This window comes from Pseudomonas fontis, assembly GCF_028656955.1.
Taxonomy (GTDB): domain Bacteria; phylum Pseudomonadota; class Gammaproteobacteria; order Pseudomonadales; family Pseudomonadaceae; genus Aquipseudomonas; species Aquipseudomonas fontis.
Genome location: NZ_JAMDGY010000110.1, coordinates 12,644 through 28,027 on the forward strand (window position 1 = coordinate 12,644; position 15,384 = coordinate 28,027).

The 15,384-nt window shown below is 66.1% G+C and carries 17 protein-coding genes; 4 read left to right on the forward strand and 13 right to left on the reverse strand.

Annotated features, from left to right (window positions below; genetic code table 11):
• The 12 genes from M5G11_RS25175 to M5G11_RS25230 are packed head-to-tail and all read right to left on the reverse strand — an operon-like array spanning position 1 to position 10,668.
• Complete coding sequence (locus M5G11_RS25175; protein ID WP_273909231.1) at positions 1–660, reverse strand: type II secretion system protein N; 660 nt, start codon at positions 658–660, stop codon at positions 1–3.
• Entirely contained in the window at positions 657–1,043 is a 387-nt protein-coding gene (gspM, locus tag M5G11_RS25180; RefSeq protein WP_273909230.1) for a type II secretion system protein GspM, read from the reverse strand. Before gspM ends, M5G11_RS25175 begins: the two co-directional genes overlap by 4 nt.
• The gene (locus tag M5G11_RS25185; protein ID WP_273909229.1) at positions 1,040–2,137 is read right to left on the reverse strand and encodes a GspL/Epsl periplasmic domain-containing protein; all 1,098 of its coding nucleotides are present in this window, start codon (positions 2,135–2,137) and stop codon (positions 1,040–1,042) included. Before M5G11_RS25185 ends, gspM begins: the two co-directional genes overlap by 4 nt.
• On the reverse strand, positions 2,134–2,724 hold the full coding sequence (locus M5G11_RS25190) for a prepilin-type N-terminal cleavage/methylation domain-containing protein (protein ID WP_273909228.1): 591 nt from the start codon (positions 2,722–2,724) through the stop codon (positions 2,134–2,136). The genes M5G11_RS25185 and M5G11_RS25190 overlap by 4 nt, the downstream gene beginning before the upstream one ends.
• Positions 2,721–3,086 carry a type II secretion system protein gene (locus M5G11_RS25195; protein ID WP_273909227.1) on the reverse strand — a complete coding sequence of 122 codons (366 nt, stop codon included), beginning with the start codon at positions 3,084–3,086 and terminating at the stop codon, positions 2,721–2,723. Before M5G11_RS25195 ends, M5G11_RS25190 begins: the two co-directional genes overlap by 4 nt.
• Positions 3,083–3,535 (reverse strand): type II secretion system minor pseudopilin GspH, encoded by a 453-nt coding sequence (gene gspH, locus M5G11_RS25200; RefSeq protein ID WP_273909226.1) that lies wholly within the window; start codon positions 3,533–3,535, stop codon positions 3,083–3,085. Before gspH ends, M5G11_RS25195 begins: the two co-directional genes overlap by 4 nt.
• Positions 3,535–3,969, reverse strand: coding sequence for a type II secretion system major pseudopilin GspG (gene gspG / locus M5G11_RS25205; protein ID WP_273909225.1), 435 nt, complete (start codon positions 3,967–3,969; stop codon positions 3,535–3,537). The genes gspH and gspG overlap by 1 nt, the downstream gene beginning before the upstream one ends.
• A 14-nt stretch (positions 3,970–3,983) precedes the next feature.
• The gene (gene gspF, locus M5G11_RS25210; RefSeq protein ID WP_273909224.1) at positions 3,984–5,186 is read right to left on the reverse strand and encodes a type II secretion system inner membrane protein GspF; all 1,203 of its coding nucleotides are present in this window, start codon (positions 5,184–5,186) and stop codon (positions 3,984–3,986) included.
• Between the two features lie 3 nt (positions 5,187–5,189).
• Entirely contained in the window at positions 5,190–6,638 is a 1,449-nt protein-coding gene (locus tag M5G11_RS25215) for a GspE/PulE family protein (RefSeq protein WP_273909248.1), read from the reverse strand.
• Positions 6,639–6,643: 5 nt separating this feature from the next.
• Positions 6,644–8,602 (reverse strand): type II secretion system secretin GspD, encoded by a 1,959-nt coding sequence (gene gspD, locus M5G11_RS25220; RefSeq protein WP_273909223.1) that lies wholly within the window; start codon positions 8,600–8,602, stop codon positions 6,644–6,646.
• Positions 8,603–8,605: 3 nt separating this feature from the next.
• Complete coding sequence (locus tag M5G11_RS25225) at positions 8,606–9,031, reverse strand: pilus assembly protein PilZ (protein ID WP_273909222.1); 426 nt, start codon at positions 9,029–9,031, stop codon at positions 8,606–8,608.
• Positions 9,028–10,668, reverse strand: a complete 1,641-nt coding sequence (locus M5G11_RS25230) for a bifunctional UDP-sugar hydrolase/5'-nucleotidase (protein WP_273909221.1) — start codon at positions 10,666–10,668, stop codon at positions 9,028–9,030. Before M5G11_RS25230 ends, M5G11_RS25225 begins: the two co-directional genes overlap by 4 nt.
• A gap of 242 nt (positions 10,669–10,910) precedes the next feature.
• Here M5G11_RS25230 and M5G11_RS25235 point away from each other — a divergent pair, with 242 nt between their 5' ends.
• The gene (locus M5G11_RS25235; protein WP_273909220.1) at positions 10,911–12,959 is read left to right on the forward strand and encodes a PhoX family protein; all 2,049 of its coding nucleotides are present in this window, start codon (positions 10,911–10,913) and stop codon (positions 12,957–12,959) included.
• A gap of 26 nt (positions 12,960–12,985) precedes the next feature.
• Here M5G11_RS25235 and gspK read toward each other — a convergent pair whose 3' ends face one another.
• Entirely contained in the window at positions 12,986–13,951 is a 966-nt protein-coding gene (gene gspK, locus M5G11_RS25240; protein ID WP_273909219.1) for a type II secretion system minor pseudopilin GspK, read from the reverse strand.
• 142 nt (positions 13,952–14,093) lie between these two features.
• Here gspK and tatA point away from each other — a divergent pair, with 142 nt between their 5' ends.
• The 3 genes from tatA to tatC are packed head-to-tail and all read left to right on the forward strand — an operon-like array spanning position 14,094 to position 15,339.
• On the forward strand, positions 14,094–14,324 hold the full coding sequence (gene tatA / locus M5G11_RS25245) for a twin-arginine translocase TatA/TatE family subunit (protein ID WP_273909218.1): 231 nt from the start codon (positions 14,094–14,096) through the stop codon (positions 14,322–14,324).
• Complete coding sequence (gene tatB, locus M5G11_RS25250; protein WP_273909217.1) at positions 14,324–14,608, forward strand: Sec-independent protein translocase protein TatB; 285 nt, start codon at positions 14,324–14,326, stop codon at positions 14,606–14,608. Before tatA ends, tatB begins: the two co-directional genes overlap by 1 nt.
• Positions 14,605–15,339 carry a twin-arginine translocase subunit TatC gene (gene tatC, locus M5G11_RS25255; protein ID WP_273909216.1) on the forward strand — a complete coding sequence of 245 codons (735 nt, stop codon included), beginning with the start codon at positions 14,605–14,607 and terminating at the stop codon, positions 15,337–15,339. The genes tatB and tatC overlap by 4 nt, the downstream gene beginning before the upstream one ends.
• Positions 15,340–15,384: the final 45 nt, after the last annotated feature.

Consider the following 15,384-nt stretch of genomic DNA (forward strand, 5'->3'; position numbering starts at 1 on the left):
TCACCAACGGATGTTGCGTGCCACCTGCGCAGCGTCCGGCGCCAGCCACTGGGCGCTGACCAGCAGCGGGTGCAGCGCCGAGCCCGGCTCCACCCGCCCTTGCAGACGCCCGCGACGGGCCAGCAGATCAGCATCCAGCTCGGCCTGATGCTGACCATCCAGGCTCAATCGACCCAGCAGATGCACGCCATTGGCGCAGTCCACCTGCCACTGCGACTGCCCCAGCGTCAGGCTCCAGGGCGCCGACAATGCAAGGTCGTTGCCGAGCAGTTGCCCTGCGGCAGCCTGACAGGTACTGCCACTGCCACGCAGTTCGATGCGCCCCTGCCAGTCCCCGCCAAGCCGATAGGCGGCCGCCACCGTGTCGCGCGATGCCTGCGGTTGCAGCGCGGCCTGCCAGTTCCACGGCCAGCCGCTCAGCGTCAGCTCCCAGCGTTGCCCTTGAAAACCAGCGCTGGCCTGCGCCTGCAAGCGCCACGGCTGCCAATGCCAGGCCAACGGGCCGACATCGCCCAGCTGGCGCGCCTCGCCATGCCACAGGCTGCCGCTCACACCCTGAACCGACAGCGGCAACACCAGTGCGACCCAGCGGGCGGGCAACTCGGCCAGCAGGGTCAAGGCAAACACCAGCGCCACCCACAGCACACGTCGGCGGCTCATGGCTGAATCACCAGTTCAAAGCGCAGGCCCGCCTCGCCCTGCTCCAACCCCCAGGCAAGCGGCTGGCCGCCTTCGCGTTGCAGCCCCTGCAACCAGTCCTGAAACGCCTGTTCATTGCGCAAGTGGCCGCGCACCTGCCAGCCGCCTTGCTCAGGTTGCAGGTCGTCGATGCTGATCTGCCGCGCCTGCGCACTCTGCTGTACCTGCTCGACGCTGAGGGTGGCCGAGGGTTGCAAGCCGGCGGCCGACTCGGCCAGCCCTTGCCATTGACCGAGCAGTTGCCAGCGGCTGAAGCCTTCGCGTAGCGCCAGCAGCACCACCAGCGCGGCGATCACCGCCCAGGCCAGCGGCATCAGCCAGCGCCGTTCAATGGGCAGGTTCATGAGGAGGCTCCCAGGTCGAATACCACTTTCAGGCCAGCGTCTTCGTCGGCAACTGCCACCGCGACACCGGCCTCGTTGGCCATGGCCTGCCAGGGCGCCGTCGCGGCATCCCCCTGCAAGCGCAGCGTCCAGCGCTGGCCGTCAAACGACACCGCCCGCAAGCGACTGCCCGGCGAGCCGTTCAGCCAGCTCGCCAGTTGCGCCTGCAAACCCTCCAACTGGCGCAAACGCAGTTGGTGGTCGTCGACCTCCTGGCGCTCGCGCTTGAGCAGTTGCGCCGCCTGCCGAGGTGAAGCCACCGGGCCAATAGCCGCGACCACCTGGGCCTGATACACCGCCGCCTGGCGATACTGTTGCAGCATCCACAGCCCACACCAGATGCCAGCAAGCACCAGGCAGGCGGCCGGCAAACGCCATTGACCGGGCGCCAGCGCCAGCTTCAAGGCGCGCGGACGATGCCGTTCGAACAGGCTGGGCAACCGCTCCAACGGCGCCAGTTCCGGCGGCCAGTCACCTGCCAGCGATTCGACCTGCAACCCGCGCCACAGCGCGGGCGGCTGCCCCCCAAGCATCGCCGGCCAGGCCAGCCAATGCTGCCGAGCGTCTTCGCTGCTGCCTTTCCAGTAGCTGAAATCGGCTTCGCGCTGCCAGCACAGTGCAGTGCCCGGCGGCGTGGCCGGCAGCAACTGGAACTCTGCCCAGCAGCGCTCGACCGGCAATTGCCAGCGTTCGCACTGCGCCAGCCATTCAGCCAAAAGTGCCTGCTCGATGCTGACCAGTTCCAGCCTGCCATCCTGGTGCGAGGCGCAGCCGCAGGTCAGTGCCTCAGGCGCCTGCAACAGGCGATCTTCCAGCAGCAGCGGCCACTCATCGCGCTTGAGCCCCGGTGGCGCAGCCACGTGGAAATGGCTGCACGAGCGAGCGGGCAGAATCAGCGCGACCCGGGCCTGGGCATGCGCCGGGGGTTGGCCGCTCCCCGCCGCGAGCACGCGCCCCTGCTCGACCTGCGCCCAGTTCCAGGGCTGCTCAGCCAGACCAGGGCGCACCAGCAACCAGGGTTTCGGCGCACGCTGCGGCCAACGTTCAAACTTCATGTTCGGCCCCACGGCAGGGCGAAAGTACAGACATAGGGTGCTCCATCACGCAGGAATTCCAGGCGTACGCCACGGTCCGGCTGGGACCGCTCGGTAGAGGGCCAGGCCAGCCATTGGCCGCCCTGGCGAAATGAATAGGTCGGCGCCGCGACGTGCTCCAGTTGCTCACGCAGCTGCCAGCGCGGCTGACCGGCGGCATACAGGTCGGACGAGGTTTCCAGCAACAGGCGTTCGCCGCGCCGGTCGTAACTCAGGCGCTGGCGTTGCAGGCGCGAACCACCCTCGACCGCCGGCCACGCACTGAGCGCGACCCATTGCAGTTGCAGTTCCTTGGGCTGCCAGTCCAGCCAGTTCATCGCCAGCGGCAGGCGCTGCTCGGACAACTGGCGCAACACCGTGGTGTCGAAGCGACGCTCCAGCGCCAGGCAGAAATTCAACACCGGCGAGGCCTGCGGCTCCTGCGTCAGGCGCTCGCGCACGCTCAGCCAGCCGTTGACCAGCGCCGACAGCAGCACGCCAAGCAAGGCGGTCAGCGCCAGGGCCACCAGCAATTCGATCAGGGTCAGGCCCTGCTGCCGACGTTTCATGGGCGCACCAGGAAGAACCGGTATTGCCCCAGCGGCTCACGCTGATCGCGGTCGGCAAACAGGCTCAGTTCGCCCCGGCGCAAGTTGCGCACCCCGGTGCCACCGAGCTTGAGCTGCCAATGGCACAGCCCGCTGCCCTGCTGCAATTGCCCGCTGGCCAGGCTCTGCGCCGGCCAGAACTGCTCCACGGCAAATCGCGCTTCCAGCTCACGGGCGCACAGCACGCCCAGGCGATGCTGTTGCACGCTCTGCTGCACGGCCAGGCGTTGGCGCAGTACCTGGCTGGTCATCACCGCCAGGGTCGCGGCAATGGCCAGTGCCACGGTCACTTCCAGCAGGGTAAAACCACGCTGGGTCTTCATGGCATGCGCGCCGTTTGCAGTTGGCCGGCACTGTCCCAGCGCCACTGCTCGCGGCCATCCGGCCAACGCCAGAGCAAGCGCTGCGCCTGGCTCACGCCCGACGGCGTGAAGACCAGCCGCGGTTCAGGGCTGGCCGGCCAGTCCGGGCGCAGGTTGTCCGGCCAGTCGCCCAGCGCGACGCGCTCGACGCGCCAGCGCAGTTGTTGTTGGTCCTGCACCAAACGCACGAACTCCGGCTGCTTGCCGTTCCAGCGCAACCCGCGCACCTGCCCGGCATGCACGGCCTGGTCAGCCTGCTGGCGGGTCGCGGCGGCCAGACGCTCCAGCGCCTGTTGCACGCTGGCCTTGCCACTGTCGAGCCAGGCCACGCTCAGGCTGGTCATCAGCCCGGCGATAAACAGCACCACCAGCAGCTCCAGCAAGGTGAACCCGCGCTCGACGGTTTTCATCAGAGTGCCCAGTTACCCAGGTCGGCATCGATGCCCTCGCCACCCTCGACGCCATCGGCGCCCAGCGAATAGATATCGATGCGCCCATGCTCGCCCGGTGCGCGGTATTGATATGGCGTACCCCACGGGTCTTCCGGCAGGCGGCGGATATAGCCGTCGGCGCGCCAGCCACGCGGGATCGGTTCGACCACCGGCTTGGCCACCAGCGCCGACAGCCCCTGGTCCTTGCTCGGGAAGCGCAGGTTGTCGAGGCGGTACATATCCAGTGCCTGTTCCAGGGTCGAGAGGTCGGCCATGACCTTCTGCTTCATGGCCTTGTCCTGGCTGCCGAGCACGCTGGGGGCAACCACCGCGATCAGCAGGCCCATGATGAAGATCACCACCATGATTTCCATCAGCGTGAAGCCGCGCTGGGCGGCCCGGTTTCTGTGCATGGTCTTGCTCCTTGTCAAAGTGTCAGGCCCTGGTTGAGCTGCATGATCGGCAACAGCACCGCGAGCACGATGAACAGCACCACGGCGCCCATCACCAGGATCATCAGCGGTTCGAACAACGCCATCGCCGTGTCCACCTGGCGGGCGAAACTGCGTTCCTGGTTGTCAGCGACGCGCTCGAGCATGTCCGGCAACGTGCCGCTGGCCTCGCCGCTGGCAACCATGTTCAGCAACATCGGCGGGAAGTAGCCGCTGGCATCCAGCGCGCGGTGCAGGCTGACGCCGCTTTCCACTTCAGTGCCCACCCGTTGCAGGGCCAAGCGAATGCGCCGGTTGTTCACCGTGGCCGTGGCCACCTGCAGCGCTTCGAGCAACGGCACGCCGCTGCCGGCGAGAATCGCCAGGCTGCGCGACAAGCGCGCGCTCTCCAGCATCGCGAACAACGCGCCGACATTCGGCAGGCGCAGCAGCAGGTCATCGCGGCGCAGGCACCAGTGCGGCTTGCGCAGCAGCCAGCCAGCCAGCACGCTCAACGCCACACCACCCAGCAGCAGCCAGGGCCCGAGCGTGACCAGGGTTTCGCTGATACCGATCAGCAACGAGGTGATCCACGGCAGGCTTTGCCCGGCATGGGAAAACTGTTCGGTGAGCTTGGGCACGACGAAGGTCATCAGGCCGATCACCACGGCCAGCGACACGCCCATCAGCACACAGGGATAGATCAATGCGGTGCGCGCCTTGTGCTGCTGGCGTTGCACCTGCTCCAGGTGTTCGGCCAGGCGTTCGAGCACTTGCGCCAAGCGGCCGGAGCGTTCACCGGCCTCGACCAGCGCGCAATACAACCCGGAAAACAGGCCGCCCTGGCGGGCCAGGCTGCGCGCCAGGCCCAGCCCTTCCGCCAGCGAACCGCGCACGGCCACCAGCAGGTTGCGCAAGGCCGGCTGCACCAGTTGGCGCTCCAGCGTGGCCAGCGCATCGACCAGCGGAATGCCCGCCCCGGTCAGCGTTGCCAGTTGCCGGGTCAGCTCACACAACTGGGCACGGTTGACCCGTTGCCGACGCGGTTGCAGGCTGCCCGGCTCGTGGCGCTGCAACTGCCGGGCGAACAGGCCCTGCTCGCGCAGCAACTGGCGAGCGTGGCGCTCGCTGTCGGCTTGCAGGCTGGCCTTGCGGGTCTGGCCCGCGAGGTCGACGGCTTGATAACGGAAGGTCGGCATGGCTTACCCCTGTACCGCACGCAGCACTTCGGCGAGGCTGGTTTCGCCGCGCTCAAGGCACTCGTTGGCCATGCCGGCCAGGCTCTGGCGGCGGCCGTCGAGGTAGTCGTGCATCGCCACTTCGCTGGCACCGTCGTAGAGCAAGGCGATCAGCCCGGCATCCAGCTCGATGAATTCGTAGAGGCCCAGGCGGCCGCGATAGCCGCTGCCCTGGCACTGCTCGCAACCGACGGCGTGGAAGCTGTGGCTGAGCGTGCCCAGCTCCGGCCACAGTTCCCGCTCGGCAGGCTGCAAGGGCTGGCGCACGGCGCAGTCACACAGGCGGCGCACCAGTCGCTGGGCCAGCACCCCGCGCAGGCACGAGGCGATCAGGAACGGCTCGATGCCCATGTCACGCAGGCGCGTCACCGCGCCCACCGCGCTGTTGGTGTGCAGGGTCGAGAGCACCAGGTGGCCGGTCAGGCTGGCCTGCACGGCGATCTGCGCCGTCTCCTGGTCGCGGATCTCGCCGAGCATGATCACGTCCGGGTCCTGGCGCAGAATCGCCCGCAGGCCGCTGGCAAACGTCAGGCCCGCGCGCGGGTTGATGGCCGTCTGGCCGATGCCGGTGATGGCGTACTCGACCGGGTCTTCGACCGTGAGGATATTGCGGCTGCCGTCGTTGAGGCTGTTGAGGCTGGCGTACAGCGTGGTGGTCTTGCCCGAGCCGGTCGGCCCGGTGCTGAGCACGATGCCGTTGGGTCGCCCAAGGCAGGCGCGCAGGCCCTGCTCCACCGCCGCCGGCATGCCCAGGTTGGGCAACGCGAGCAGGCTGGCCTGCTTGTCGAGCACGCGCATCACCACCCGCTCGCCATGAATGCCGGGCAAGGTCGAGACGCGAATGTCCACTTCACGCCCACCCGAACGCAGGGTGATCCGACCGTCCTGCGGCTGGCGTTTCTCGGCAATGTCCAGGCGCGCCATGACCTTGATCCGCGACACCAACATGGCCGACAAGGCCCGTGGCGGGCGCAGCAGTTCGCGCAAATGACCATCCACGCGCAGGCGCACCACCAGGCTCTGCTCGAAAGTCTCGATATGAATGTCCGAGGCCTGGGTGCGCAGCGCCTGGGCGAACAGGCCATTGATCAGGCGGATCACCGGCGCTTCGTCGTCGCTCTCCAGCAGGTCTTCGATGCGCGGCATTTCGCTCATCAGGCCATCCAGGTCGACCTGCTCGCCGATGCCTTCGATCAGCGCGGCAGTGGCGGCATCGCCGGCCTGGTAAAGCTGGCCCAGGCGTTCGTCGAAGGCGCGGTTGTCGAGGTGGCAGACCGACTCGGGCAGGCCGTGCACCCGCAGCAGTTCCTGCAACTGGTCAGTGTCGGCGTCCTCACGCAGCCACAGGCTCCAGCCGCTGCTCGCAGGCACCCGTGCCACACCGGCCTGGCGTGCCAGACGATAAGGCAGCAACGGCATCACCAGGCGCCCTCATCCATGCGCGCGCGGCTGGAAGGGAAGACGTTCTGCAGTTGCGCGCCCTCGCCCAGGCTCGGCACGTTCAGCGCGGTCTCGCGTTGCAGGTTCTGGTACTTGTCATTGCTGTAGTTGGCCAGGCTTGGGCCGTCACGCATGATCCGCGGGCGAATGAACACCATCAGGTTCTGCTTCACGCCCTGCTGCCCGGAAGAACGGAACAGCGACCCCAGCCACGGAATATCCCCCAGCAACGGCACCTTCTGATTGCTCTCGGTGACCTGGTCGCTGATCAGCCCGCCGAGAATCACCAGGCCGTTGTCCTCGACCATGACCTTGGTCTTGATCTCGCGCTTGTTGGTGACCACGTCGCTGGCCTTGACGCTGTCGGCAATCGACGACACCTCCTGGACGATGTCCAGGCGCACGGTGTTGTCGATGTTGATCTGCGGCTTGATGCGCAGCTTCACCCCGACTTCCTTGCGTTCGATGGTCTGGTAGGGGTTGGTGTTGTCCTGGGTGACCGAGCCCGTGACAAAGGGCACTTCCTGGCCAACCAGGATCGACGCCTCGGCGTTGTCCAGGGTCAGCAGGGTGGGCGAGGACAGCAGGTTGAAACCGCTTTTGCTCTTGAGTGCGTTGACCAGCACGGCGAAGTTGAAGCCGCCGCCGAAATTGCCGAGCCCGGCCGTGGCGCCCTTCACCCCGGAGAGCAGCTTGGTCAGGCCTGCCGTGTCACCACTGGCCGCCGCGCCGGCGATCCCGGCAATGTTCGCCCCGCCGGTGCCGAAGTTGACGATGCCGGCGCCGAAGTGCTCGTCGGCAAACAGCCATTGCACGCCCAGCTCCTCGGCACGGGTATCGGACACCTCGGCAATGATCGCCTCGACCACTACCTGGGCACGGCGGATATCCAGTTGCTCGACGATATTGCGGTAGGCCGCCAGTTCGCTGTCCGGGCCGACCATGACCACGGCGTTGGTGCCTTCTTCGTATTCCAGGCGGATGCCCGAGCTGCTGCTCGCTGCCCGTGGCTTGTCGTCCTTCTGCCCTTCACCGCCGCCCTCGCCTGCCGGCATCACATCCTGGCTGAGGCTGCGCAACACCTTGACCACTTCGCTGGCATTGGCATGGCGCAGGTAGATCACCTGGGTGTTGGAACTGCGCAGGTCGTCGCGCGGCCGGTCCAGCTGGGCCAGCAGGTTGCGCACCCGTTCACGGCTGTCGGCACTGCCGCGCACCAGCAAGGCATTGCTGCGCGGGTCGGCGATCACCTGGGCGCTGTCGGCGCCTTGCTCGCGGGCCAGCAGGCGGCTGATCAGCTGGCTGGTGTCGGCGGCGCTGGCATGTTTGAGCGGCATCACCTGCAAGGGTTCGTCGCTGACCTGGTCGAGTTGCTTGAGCAGGCTGTCGATACGTTCGAGGTTGCTGCGCCAGTCGGTCACCACCAGCAGGTTGGCCGCCGGGTACGGGGTGATCACGCCGACCCGGGGGTCGATCAGCGGCTTGAGAATGCCGAGCATCTGCTCGCTGGCGGCATTGCGCACGCTGAACACCCGGGTGGCGATGCCGTCGCTGCTGTCCTTGCGCTTGGCGCCGCTTTCCACCGGCACCGGCTCCAGGCGCGCGGCCTCATCGGGGACGATCTTGACGCTGCCATTGGGCAGATCGACTGCCGCGAAACCCTGGGCGCGAAGTTGCGCGAGGAAGATGTCGTAGATCGCCTCGCTTTCATGCCGGTCGACCGTGCGCACGGTGACCTTGCCCTTCACGCGCGGGTCGACGATGAAGGTCGTGCCGGTAATCTGCGACACGCTCTCGATGAACTCGCCCAGCTCGGTGTCGACGAAATTTACCTCGTACAACGGCGTTTCGTTGTCCGCCAAGGCCACCGGTTCTTCAGCCCAGGCCAACGCCGAGCCGAGGGTCAGCAGGCCGGCGAGGCAATAGGTTGCGATCATCATTCATCCTTGGCGCTTGAAGCCGGTCACGACGGGGCGTGGCGGCCAGGGCAGGCGTTCGCGCCGCCCCTGGTTGTCGAAGATCAGGCCATCGGCGTCGATGTCCTGCAACACGATGCCGGGGGCCAGACGCTGGCCACGGCTGTAGGTACGGACCTGCTGACCGAAGCGCAGCACCACCACCGTGGCGCTGACCGGCATGGCCTTGAGGCCGCCGAGGTACTGCACGGGCAAGCGGGTCAGCGGGATGGCCCCGGTGTCGATAGCGGCCTGCCAATGGCCGACCATCAGGCCCGGCAATGGCCCGTCGCCGACCGCCGGGGCGCTCGCGGGCAAGGGCTGCCGGGTGGCCAGCAGCACGCATTGCGCAGCCAGCCAGGCCGCCAGGGCCAGGCCCGCTACGCTGAGCAGACGCGGGGCGCTGATCAACTGTTCACTTCCCGTGGGTGCCAGCCGGGATGCCCCTGCACATAACGCACTTGCGGCAGTTGCAACGCCGGCAGGCGCCAGTCCGCAGGCTGCTGGGCAAGCCAGGCCTCGACGCGCTGCCACAGCGGCTCGCCAGCACCTGCATCGAACTGCAGGCCGAAAGTGCGGCACAGGCCCTCAACCGGTACCAGGCCGGACACGCGCTTGCCCATCGGGCTGTAGCTGACCTGCCAGGCCTGGCTTTGCCAGCGCGGCAGGTCCTGGCTGTTGTCGAGCAGCAGCGGGTCCCCGAACAATTGCTCGGCAGCGTTTTCCAGCACCTGCTCGACCTGCTTGGCCGGGGCTTCGACCACTGGCGCGGGATAGCCGCCGGTGAGGCTGATCAGATGCTCGCGGGTAATCGGTTGGCCGGCGGCGAGCGGGTTGTCGTAGCGCAAGCCGGGCAGCAACACCGGGATGCTGCTGTCGCCTGCCAGGGCTTGGTGCAACAAGCGATCCCAACTGCCGCCGCGCGTGTCGCGACGCCAGAGTGTTTCGGGCGCACGCGCCAGCGGCTGGTCCAACCAGGCGGCATGCCCGGTGCGCTGCTGTTGAAGTTGCCCGCGCACTTGGGCGGCGCGCGCCTGGGCCTTGGCTGTCAGGCCCTGTTCGAATGCGGGATGAAAGTGTGCGCTGAACTGCCAGTGCCCGGCCTGCTGCTGGCAACGAATATTGAAGGCACCGCTGGCCCGGCACCCGGCAAACAGCACCGGGACGCGCTTGCCACTGGCCTGCAACACTTCGATGGGCTCGGGCCAGAAGTCCTGCCCGCGTGCCGCCAGCACCAGGTCGACATCACTCACCCGCTCGGCCAGCCACAGGCTCGGGCCGGTGCCGACATCCGCCAGCGCGACGACCAGGTCCGCCTCGCGACGGGCCTGTTCGAACACTGGCAGCAAGGTTTGGTACCACTGCTTGAGTGAGGCTTTTTGATCCTGCGCATAGGGGTCGGTGACACCGACAATCGCCACGCGAACGCCGCCGCGACGTATCACGGTAAAGGGTACGAGGCCCAGTGCCTGGGCTTTGTCGGCCGCCAGCCCGGCGCCCAGCACCGGTTGCTTGAAGCTGCGATAAAGGCCCGCGCAGGCTTGCGGCCAGAGCACGCGTTCATCGCTGCTCACCCGCACGTCGCTGCCCAGCAACTGGCTGCCCTGCACACCGCTGGCGCCTTGGGTCAGGTAGGCCAGGCCACTGCCGTTCCAGCCCTGACCGTTTTCCAGGGTCAGGCAGTTCTGCGCACCGCTGCTTTCGCGCAGCTGTTCAAGCAGGGCTGCCAGCACCGCGTAGCCGCCGGTGCGAACGCTCTCGGAGAGGTTTGCATCGAGCAGAGGATTGAGCTCTGGGCGGGACTGCCGGGCACTGCTGCCCGTCATCCACGGCGCACGCCCCAGGTGGGTGACCGGGCCCAAACGTGTAGCTGGCACAACCGGCCGACCTGGCTGACGCGCATCCAGCGTATCGGCGACATACAACAGGTTCAGCGAGGCCGATTCACCCGACGCTGTCGTGGCGAGCCCCGAACAGGCCGTCAGCAAGGGTGCCATGGCACCGACGCCCATCCAGCTCACTACTTCACGTCTGCGCATGCTTGCCATCGTCCCTGTCGCTCTCGCCCTTAAGTGTTTGTCGGGGCGGGATATTGGGGCGCCTGCATGACAGTTTGATGGCAGTTAGTTAACAGCCGCTGCCCGGCAGGCTGACAAAATTTGAAGCAAATCAATTGCTAAGAATCGGCAGATTTAAGATCTCGTTAACAAAACTGCCAATCAATCATCACACTCGCTCCCTACAGTGCCGGTTTCCCAAAACGCCTTCATCCAAGAAAGGACACCAACTGATGAGTCGAGACACCGGCGACAACCTGAACCGGAACCTGAGCGGCAACCTGCCGATGGATTCCGTTCTGGACTCCTACCTGAGCCGCCGCAGCGTCGTGCGTGGCAGCCTGGGCGCCGCGATCGCGATGATTGCCGGTACCGGCCTGACGGGCTGCTTCGACAGCAGCGATTCGAACGACGATGATCCGGTCGTCGAGCCGCCAGCCAAACCGAAACTCAAGCTGGGCTTCACCTCCATTGCCGGCTCGCGCACTGATGCCTGCGTCGTGGCCGCCGGCTACAGCGCCTACGTGCTGGCGCCGTGGGGCACCCCACTGAACAGCAAGGCCAACCCGTGGAAGGCCGATGGCAGCAACACCTCCAACGACCAGCTCAACTCGGTCGGCATGCACCATGACGGCATGCATTTCTTCCCTATCAACGGCAGCTCCGAAGACGGCCTGCTGGGTATCAACTTCGAATACATCGACGCTGACGCCCTGCACCCGAACGGCCCGACCACCGACGCCGGCGGCAAGCGCCCGGCCGAGGAAGTGCGCAAGGAAATCAACGCCCACGGCGCTGGTGTGATCCGTCTGAAAAAAATCAGCGGCCGCTGGCAGGTGGTCGACAACGACCCGCTCAACCGTCGCTTCACCTCGGCCACGGTGATGACCATTTCCGGCCCGCTGCGCGGCACCGACCATGTAAAAACCCGCTTCTCGGTCAATGGCACCCAGGCCCGCGGCACCAACAACAACTGCGGCAACGGCTTCACCCCGTGGGGCACCTACCTGACCTGCGAAGAGAACTGGCCGGGGATCTTCATCAACAAGTCGGCCACCTTGCCGGCAGACCAGAAGCGTATCGGCGTGGGCACCTCGTCGGGCAACTACAAGTGGGAAACCGCCGCCGGCGATGCCAGCGAAGTGGATGGCGAGTTCACCCGTTTCAACGTCACCCCGACTGGCGCCTCGGCGACCGCTGACTACCGCAACGAAGCCAGCACCTACGGCTACATCGTCGAGATCGACCCGTACAACGCCAGTGCACCGGCAGTAAAACGCACGGCGATGGGGCGCTTCCGCCACGAAGGTTGCTGCCCGGCGTTCCCGGTAGTGGGCAAGCCGCTGGTGTGGTACATGGGCGACGACTCGCAAAACGAATACCTGTACAAGTTCGTCTCCACCGCCCTGTGGGAAGCGGCTGATGCCAACCCGGCCGACCGCATTGCCACCGGCAACAAGTACATGGACAAGGGCAAGCTCTACGTGTCGCGCTTCAATGCCGATGGCAGCGGCGTGTGGCTGCTGCTGGACGTCGACACCATGACCAGCACCGGCAAGACCCTGGGCTCGATGTACGGCGACCTCGCCGGGATCATCCTCAACACCCGTGGTGCAGCTGACGCCTTGGGCGCAACGCCGATGGACCGCCCGGAGTGGACCACCGTCAACCCGCTCAACGGCGACGTGTACCTGACCCTGACCAACAACAGTTCGCGTACGGCGGCCAAGGTCGATGCGGCCAACCCGCGTGGGCCGAACCGTCATGGCCACATCATCCGTTGGCACGACAGCGACAACCACACCAGCTTCACCTGGGACATCTTCGTGTTTGGCGCCAACGCTGCCGGTACCGCCGACATCAACCGCTCAGGCCTGACCGAACTGAACCAGTTCGCCAGCCCCGACGGCATGAGCTTCGATAGCCGTGGCATTCTCTGGTTCCAGACCGACAACGGCGAGAAGACCCTGACCGACTACACCAACGACCAGATGCTGGCGGTTATCCCCAGCGACCTGGTGGATGCCAATGGCAAGCAGGTGCCGGTCAACGCGCAGAACCAGGTGGACCTGCGTCGCTTCTTCGTTGGGCCCAATGGTTGCGAGGTCACCGGGATTGCCTTCACCCCGGACAACAAGTCGATCTTCGTCAACATCCAGCACCCGGACAACTGGCCAACCACCGATGTCGCCACCGCCGTCACGGCGGCCGGCAGCAAGGTGCGACCACGGGCTTCAACGGTAGTGATCCAGCGTAACGACGGCGGCGAAATCGGCGTCTGACCCCCCGCAGTTGCGAGCCGTTGCCCTTACCAGGGCAGCGGTTCGCGGCTCACCACCTGCACCCGTTGTGCAGGCACCAAGGCATGCCATTGCACCACGCCCAGGGCGCGGATCTGGAACTGGCTGCGCATCACCTGAGCGTCCTGCTCGAATTCCAACTGCAACTGGAAATGCCGGCTGTTGAGCAGCAGGCCTTCGCTCAACTTCTCGAATGTCTGATCGTCCACTGCCCCCAATGCCTGGCGCAGCGCAGCGGCGTCCTTGTAGCCGCCTGCCGGTCGCCCGGTGACGATGCGGGTGAGCAAGGCGGCCGGGAACTGGCCCTCGTACAGGGCGCTGAGCAGCGGCAGGTGCTCAAGGTTCACCGAGTTGGCGTTGAGCCGCCAGCCGGTGGTTTCCGGCAGGGCGCAGAGTTGCGGGTATTGCGCCTGGCGGTGACGGTCCGGCTCAAGCAACAGGTTCAGTTCGCTCATGTCGACCATCAACTGGTTGGCGGCCAGGCGCGGGGGGGATTGGCGCAGGTAATGGTCGCTGTCGGCGCCGTGCAGGCGCGCTTGCGCGTCGCTGTCGATCCAGTCGGCCAGGGCGTGGGTCAGGCGTTCGGCGGCCATGTTGTCGCCAAGCAGCAGGCGCAACTGGCGCTGCGCGTGCTCGCCGTCTTCCCCGACCAGGGCGTTGACGTTGAAGCAGCTGTGCAGGTCACGGATGCGCAAGGCGGCCTTGCCGCCGGCAAAATCGTAGGACAGCGGTTGCCCGCGCAGGGCCTGCCAGAACAGCGGGCTGGTGCGCCAGGTGGGGTCCTTGAGGGCTTGCTCGGCAAAGGCCAGGCCGGCCTGTTCCATGGCGCGCGCCTGTATCCGTTGTTGCAGCAGGCGCACGCTGTCGACCTGTTGGCGGCCTTCCTGCACCAGCCAGGTGAGCCCGCCGGCGAGCAGCGCCAGCACCACGATCACCATCAATAATGCTGCTCCGCGTTGCTGCTTGCTGCCCATCGTGTACGCATCCTGATCGATTGAGGCGCCAGTCAACACCGTGGATGTTTCAGGTACATGGCAAAAGCCTGTGCGCGTCACTTTTGCGTCATAAACGGCAGGCAGGATAAGCCCTTCATTTTCATGGTCTTGGAGACGCTTCATGGGTGGGATAGGGATTTGGCAGTTGGTCATCGTGCTGGTGATCGTGTTCATGTTGTTCGGCACCAAGCGCCTGAAAGGCCTGGGCGCGGACGTGGGTGAGGCGATCCAGGGTTTCCGCAAATCCATGGGCGCCAGCGGCACACCGGAAGAGCCGCCGCAGCAGGTTCAGCAGCGTGCGCCACTGCAGGGTGAAACCGTGCAGCAGGCCCAGACGGATCGTCAGGCCTGATGTTCGAGGTCGGCTTCACCGAATTGCTCCTGGTGGGGGTGGTGGCCTTGCTGGTGCTCGGCCCTGAGCGCTTGCCGGTGGCGGCGCGCACCCTGGGGCGCGGGCTGGGTCAGGCCAAGCGGGCGATGAGTGCGTTGAAGGCGCAGGTCGAGCGTGAGATGGACATCAAGGAACTGGACGCTGAGCCATTGCAGCGTCTGGAGCAGGAGTTGCGCCGGGGCGTGCGTTTGCAGCCTGAGGTGCTGGCCGAGCCGGTTGCCGTGAACGCGCAGGTGAAGCCATGAGCGAGATGCCATTGACGGCTCACCTGAGCGAACTGCGTCGGCGCCTGGTGCGTTGCCTGGTGGTGATCAGCGTGGTGTTCCTGGGCTTGTTCCCGTTTGCCCAGACGCTGTACACCCAGGTGTCGGAGCCGCTGCGCCGCTACCTGCCGGAAGGCGCGAGCATGATCGCGACCAGCGTGACCTCGCCGTTTCTGGCGCCGTTCAAGCTGACCCTGATGACCGCGGTGTTTGTCGCCATGCCGGTGTTGCTGCATCAGGCCTGGGGGTTTCTGGCGCCAGCGATGTATCGCCAGGAGCGGCGGATTGCTCGGGTTCTGTTGCTGTCGAGCATTGTGCTGTTTTATGCCGGGATGGCGTTTGCGTTCTTTGTGGTATTTCCGATGATGTTCGGCTTCTTCGCCAGTGTGACCCCGGATGGGGTGGCGATGATGACCGACATCGGCCTGTATCTGGACTTTATCCTGGCGCTGTTTTTGGCGTTTGGGTTGGCGTTCGAGATTCCCGTGGCGACGTTTATCGTGGTGTGGGCGGGGGTGGTGGATGTGGCTACCCTGCGGCGCAGTCGGCCCTATGTGGTGGTCGGGTGTTTTGTGGTGGGGATGCTGTTGACGCCACCGGATGTGTTTTCGCAAACGCTGCTGGCGCTGCCGATGTGGTTGTTGTTTGAGGTGGGGTTGGTGGCGTGTGGGGGGATTTCGCGGCGGGGTAAGGGGTTGGTGCCGGTACGCTGAGTCCCTGGGTTGATCATCAGAACTGGGGGGTGTCAGAAATTTATG

Excerpts from the sequence above, each read along its gene's own strand:
- M5G11_RS25175 (WP_273909231.1), bottom strand. The coding sequence starts at position 660 with ATGAGCCGCCGACGTGTGCTGTGGGTGGCGCTGGTGTTTGCCTTGACC.
- gspM (WP_273909230.1), bottom strand. The coding sequence starts at position 1,043 with ATGAACCTGCCCATTGAACGGCGCTGGCTGATGCCGCTGGCCTGGGCG.
- M5G11_RS25185 (WP_273909229.1), bottom strand. The coding sequence starts at position 2,137 with ATGAAGTTTGAACGTTGGCCGCAGCGTGCGCCGAAACCCTGGTTGCTG.
- M5G11_RS25190 (WP_273909228.1), bottom strand. The coding sequence starts at position 2,724 with ATGAAACGTCGGCAGCAGGGCCTGACCCTGATCGAATTGCTGGTGGCC.
- M5G11_RS25195 (WP_273909227.1), bottom strand. The coding sequence starts at position 3,086 with ATGAAGACCCAGCGTGGTTTTACCCTGCTGGAAGTGACCGTGGCACTG.
- gspH (WP_273909226.1), bottom strand. The coding sequence starts at position 3,535 with ATGAAAACCGTCGAGCGCGGGTTCACCTTGCTGGAGCTGCTGGTGGTG.
- gspG (WP_273909225.1), bottom strand. The coding sequence starts at position 3,969 with ATGCACAGAAACCGGGCCGCCCAGCGCGGCTTCACGCTGATGGAAATC.
- gspF (WP_273909224.1), bottom strand. The coding sequence starts at position 5,186 with ATGCCGACCTTCCGTTATCAAGCCGTCGACCTCGCGGGCCAGACCCGC.
- gspD (WP_273909223.1), bottom strand. The coding sequence starts at position 8,602 with ATGATCGCAACCTATTGCCTCGCCGGCCTGCTGACCCTCGGCTCGGCG.
- M5G11_RS25230 (WP_273909221.1), bottom strand. The coding sequence starts at position 10,668 with ATGGCAAGCATGCGCAGACGTGAAGTAGTGAGCTGGATGGGCGTCGGT.
- M5G11_RS25235 (WP_273909220.1), top strand. The coding sequence starts at position 10,911 with ATGAGTCGAGACACCGGCGACAACCTGAACCGGAACCTGAGCGGCAAC.
- gspK (WP_273909219.1), bottom strand. The coding sequence starts at position 13,951 with ATGGGCAGCAAGCAGCAACGCGGAGCAGCATTATTGATGGTGATCGTG.
- tatA (WP_273909218.1), top strand. The coding sequence starts at position 14,094 with ATGGGTGGGATAGGGATTTGGCAGTTGGTCATCGTGCTGGTGATCGTG.
- tatB (WP_273909217.1), top strand. The coding sequence starts at position 14,324 with ATGTTCGAGGTCGGCTTCACCGAATTGCTCCTGGTGGGGGTGGTGGCC.
- tatC (WP_273909216.1), top strand. The coding sequence starts at position 14,605 with ATGAGCGAGATGCCATTGACGGCTCACCTGAGCGAACTGCGTCGGCGC.